We start from the raw sequence: 4,275 nt of genomic DNA, 5'->3' as shown, positions 1-4,275 counted from the left end.
GGCGAGCTGGTTGGCCTGGCGTGCGTGCTCGGCGTTCTGGCGCACGGTGGAGGTCAGTTCCTCCATCGAGGCGGCGGTTTCTTCCAGGTTGGCGGCCTGCTGCTCGGTGCGGCGCGACAGGTCGCTGTTGCCGGAGGCGATTTCACCGGCAGCGGAGCTGATCGCGCGGCTGGACTGCTTGATGCGGGTGACGATCTCGCTCAGCTGCGCGGCGGTGGCGTTGGCGTCGTCGCGCATCCGGGCGAACACGCCCTGGTAATCGCCGTGCATGCGCACGGTCAGGTCGCCCTGCGACAGCGCGGCCAGCAGGCCGGAGATCTGCTCGATGCTGCCGGCATTGGCGTCCAGCAGGCCGTTGATCTGCTGGGCCAGCTGCAGGAAGAAGCCTTCCTTGTCGCTGGCATCGATGCGGCCGGACAGGTCGCCAGCGGCGGCCTGGGCGATCACGCGGGCCACTTCGGCTTCGACCTGCGCTTCCTGGGTACGGTCGCGCCATTCCACCACGTAGCCGACGGTGTCGCCGCCTTCATTGCGGATGGTCGAGACCACCTGGGCGAACTGGGCATCGCCGTACTGCATCGGGCGACGGGCGACGCCGTGTGCCTTCAGGTTGCCCAGCAGGGTCTGGTCCATCTCGCCGCGGTGTTCGAGCACGGTGACCGGCTTGCCGATCAGCGAAGCCTGCGCATCGAAGTCCGGCAGGTCGCGGCGCAGTTCGTCCTGGTACTGGCTCAGGGTCTGCTGCAGGGCGCGGTTGCTGTAGACGATGGTGTTGCTGGTGTCGGTCAGGTAGACGCCGGTCGAGCTGTAGTCCAGCGCGGTACGGATGCGCAGGTTCTCGCGGGCGATGGCCTGGTCGGTCTCGATGCGCTCGCGCAGGTCGCGCTGCATGCGCTGCATGGCCTGCATCAGTTCGCCCACTTCATCCTGGCGGCTGACGTCGATGTGGCCATCGAGCTTGCCGCCGGCCACGTCGTTGGCCACCGAGACGGCGCCACGCACGCTGCCGACCAGGGCGCGGGCAAACAGCCACACCAGCACCAGGCCGAGCGCGGCGCCGCCCAGCAGGGCGATCACGGTCAGCACGGCCGAGGCGGAGTAGGTGGATGCGGCCTCTTCGCGCGAGGCGCGGGCGAGGCGGTTGTCTTCGGCGATCAGCGCCTCCAGCGCGGAGGCGGCCTTGCGGTGCTTGGTGCGGGTTTCGCCGACGAAGGTATCGATGGCGTCGTCCGGCAGGTCCAGTTCCAGCATCTCGGTGACGCTGTCATAGGATGCCAGGGCGTCCTTCCATTCCTTGGCGAAGGCGTCGAACAGCTTCTTCTGCTGCGGGTTGTCGACCAGCTTCGGATACTCCTTGATCGACTTGTCCATGCTGGCGCGCAGGTCGACGCCCTGCTTGCGCGCATCGGACTTGACGTCATCGCTGGCGCGGATCAGCTGCTGGTAGGCGGCATTGCGGTACTCGCCCAGCATGCCGCGCATCTCGCCGGCCATGCGGATGCTCTCCATGCGTGAACCGGCCAGCTCGGTGGTCACGTTGTTCAGCGAATGCAGGCCGCGATAGGCGACGATGCCCTGCAGCAGCATCACCAGCAGGAGGACGCCGAAGGTCAGCAGCAGTTTCGGCATCAGTTTCAGGTTGTTGATCCACGGCATGGGCGTTGCGAGCTCCTAAGGCAGACGCGCCCGGGCATCGGGCCCGGTTGCAGCAGAAACCACGCCAGGACCAGGCCCGGCGTGGTCCGACGAACGGCGGATTACTTGATGTTGGCCAGCTTCAGCCCGGCCGGCGAGCTGACTTCGATTTCCGCACGCGAGGCGTCGCGCTGGATCTTGCCGATCACGCACACGGTCTTGCCTTCCAGGGTTTCCAGCGGGAAGGAGAACTTGCCGCGGTTCTCGCCGGCGATACGCGCCGAGAAGGTGTGGCGCGGGAAGGCGCCGCCCATGTACAGGAAGGTCGGCTGGCCTTCGGAGCCTTCTGCGTAACGGGCCTTTTCGACCTTGCCACAGACCATGCCGTCCTTGCCGACCGAACGCGGCGCCATTTCCGGCGGGATCATGTCGGCCGACTGGGCGAAAGCGGAGGCGGCGGTGGTGGCCAGGACAGCGGCCGAGACGAACGCAAACAGGGACTTCATCGAGGGTATCTCCGGGGATGGTAACGATCGGGCCGGTCCTGCGCGCTCCTGCGCGACCGGCTTCTGTCCCCCTATCGGCACCGCCGAAGGGAACTGAAGGGTTTTGTGACTGGAACGTGAAGCAGTTCCGTTTGCTCAGGCAGCGACGTCTTCGGCGAGGTTGGCCTGGCCCATGTCGGCGCTGTCGAGCAGGGTCTCGATGTCCAGCAGGATCAGCATGCGATCGTCGTGGGTACCGATGCCGGAGATGAAACGGGTGTCGACGGCCGCGCCGAATTCCGGGGTCGGGCGGATCTGCTCGGCCGACAGCGGGATCACGTCGGAGACGCTGTCGACGACGATGCCGACCACGCGGTCTTCCACGTTCAGCACGATCATCACGGTGAAGGCATCGTAGCGGGCGTTGTCCAGGCGCAGCTTCAGGCGCAGGTCGATGACCGGGACGATGGTGCCGCGCAGGTTGATCACGCCCTTGATGTAGTCCGGGGCGTCCGGCACGCGGGTGACGGCGTCGTAGCCGCGGATTTCCTGCACCTTGAGGATGTCCACGCCATAGTGCTCGTCACCAAGGGTGAAGCTGAGGAATTCGCCACCGGCGCTGGCGGCGGAGCTGGTCTTGTCGTTCATCGAGGGGTCCTGGTTCTGCCGGAAGTCCCGGTGTCAGGCTCGATATCGGCCCCGCCGGGGGGGACTTTAGGTGCCGGGCAGTGCCGTGGATGGGGTCAGATCCCTTTTCAGGGAAAAGGGATCTGACCCCGGCACGCGTTCCAGGGTTGCCGGCCGGCGGCCGGCACTACCGGTCGGACGGCCTCAGAGCTCGCCGTTGCGGCGGGCCTTGCGCTGGCGGTCGATGCGGAAGATGTAGCGCTGGATGGCGCTGTCGGCGCCGCGTGGCAGGCATTCAAAGCGCATTCCCACGCGCTTGACCTCGATGCCATTGGGCTGACGCTGCGGCAGCAGGTTGCAGACCACCAGTTCGATATCCAGGTCGGGGCCGTCCGGCAGCGACAGCCGCGCCGGATAGCGCTTCTGCAGACCAAACACCGCGCAGTCATTGGGCACCACCACGGCCAGGCCGCCACCGCTGATGTCCACTACGCGCATCGACAGGGCTTCGGCGCGCGCTTCGCCAGGCGGCAGCAGCAGGTGGGGCGAGTCGGTGACCGGCGTCTCCAGCCGGTACAGCTCGCGGCGCTGCAGGTGCACCAGTTCGTCAGGCAGCGGCGCACGGAAGGCCACATGGCCTTCGTTGTCCACGCGCTGCAGTTCGTGCAGCCGGAACCGTACCAGCACGCGCTCGAGCTGGGCGAAGCACAGCAGGTGATCGGCCTGCTCGGCGGCGCGGTTGGAGGCTTCCTGCGGGCTGCCATCGAGCAGCAGGAAGTCCTCGTCCTCGTCGAGGTCGAGCAGGGCGGTCGGGAAGGAACGGTCGCGGCCGTCGATATGGGCATTGATCAGCGATCGCTGGTCGATCAGCGAGCGCAGCAGCTGGCGCAGCTGGCGCGGGTTGCGGACCAGGAATCGTTCGTCCGCGGCATCAGCCGCGTGGACATCATGCACTGCAGTGTCGTTGCCGTCGGACATGGAATCTACGGTCAGGGGCGGGCGCCAGCACGCATTGGCGCGAGGCTCGATGGGGATATCGGCCTCTGCACCGGATTATGAAGTGGGATTTGCATCACTTTCCACGCGTAAGGGGTCAGATCCCTTTCCCACAGGAAAGGGATCTGACCCCGTGCTTCTGTCAGAATTCCTGCCAGTCGCCGTCCGTGGCCAGCGCCGGCTGGGCCGTTGCCGTGCGCAGCGCACGTGCCGGGGCCGGCTTTGCCGCAGGCGCGGCGGCTGCGACCTGTCGCGGTACCGGTGCGGCCAGCGGGCGTGCCGGGATGGCCATCGTGCCCTGCGATGCCAGCCGGAAGCGGGCCACGGCTTCACCCAGCTGCACGGCCTGGTCTTCCATCGCGCGCGCCGCAGCAGTGGCTTCTTCCACCAGCGCAGCATTCTGCTGGGTGGTTTCGTCCATCTGCACCACGGTCTGGTTGACCTGCTCGATGCCCGCCGACTGTTCCTGCGAGGCCGCAGAGATCTCGGCCATGATGTCGGTCACGCGCTGCACCGAGGCGACGATCTCGCC

At 66.9% G+C, this 4,275-nt stretch carries 4 protein-coding genes and 1 pseudogene; all 5 read right to left on the bottom strand.

Translation table 11 applies throughout. The features are described 5' to 3' along the window. Positions 1–1,656 (bottom strand): methyl-accepting chemotaxis protein (locus AC5P5W_RS20625; protein ID WP_495221421.1); only part of this gene is annotated, 1,656 nt, incomplete at its 3' end. A 101-nt stretch (positions 1,657–1,757) separates the two neighbouring features. Further along, positions 1,758–2,141, bottom strand: a complete 384-nt coding sequence (locus tag AC5P5W_RS20620) for a hypothetical protein (RefSeq protein WP_014647020.1) — start codon at positions 2,139–2,141, stop codon at positions 1,758–1,760. Positions 2,142–2,276: 135 nt separating this feature from the next. Further along, positions 2,277–2,768, bottom strand: a complete 492-nt coding sequence (locus AC5P5W_RS20615) for a chemotaxis protein CheW (protein ID WP_014647021.1) — start codon at positions 2,766–2,768, stop codon at positions 2,277–2,279. 183 nt (positions 2,769–2,951) lie between these two features. After that, a complete protein-coding gene (locus tag AC5P5W_RS20610; RefSeq protein ID WP_142234674.1) occupies positions 2,952–3,725 on the bottom strand; it encodes a flagellar brake protein in 774 nt (257 codons plus the stop codon). A 160-nt stretch (positions 3,726–3,885) separates the two neighbouring features. Further along, positions 3,886–4,275 (bottom strand): annotated as a pseudogene (locus tag AC5P5W_RS20605) (methyl-accepting chemotaxis protein); the annotation flags it as partial.

The organism is Stenotrophomonas sp. YJH_SMC_123 (genome assembly GCF_059368215.1).
Note: the sequence above shows the minus strand (reverse complement) of the source record. Positions and strands in the feature narration are given on the sequence as shown.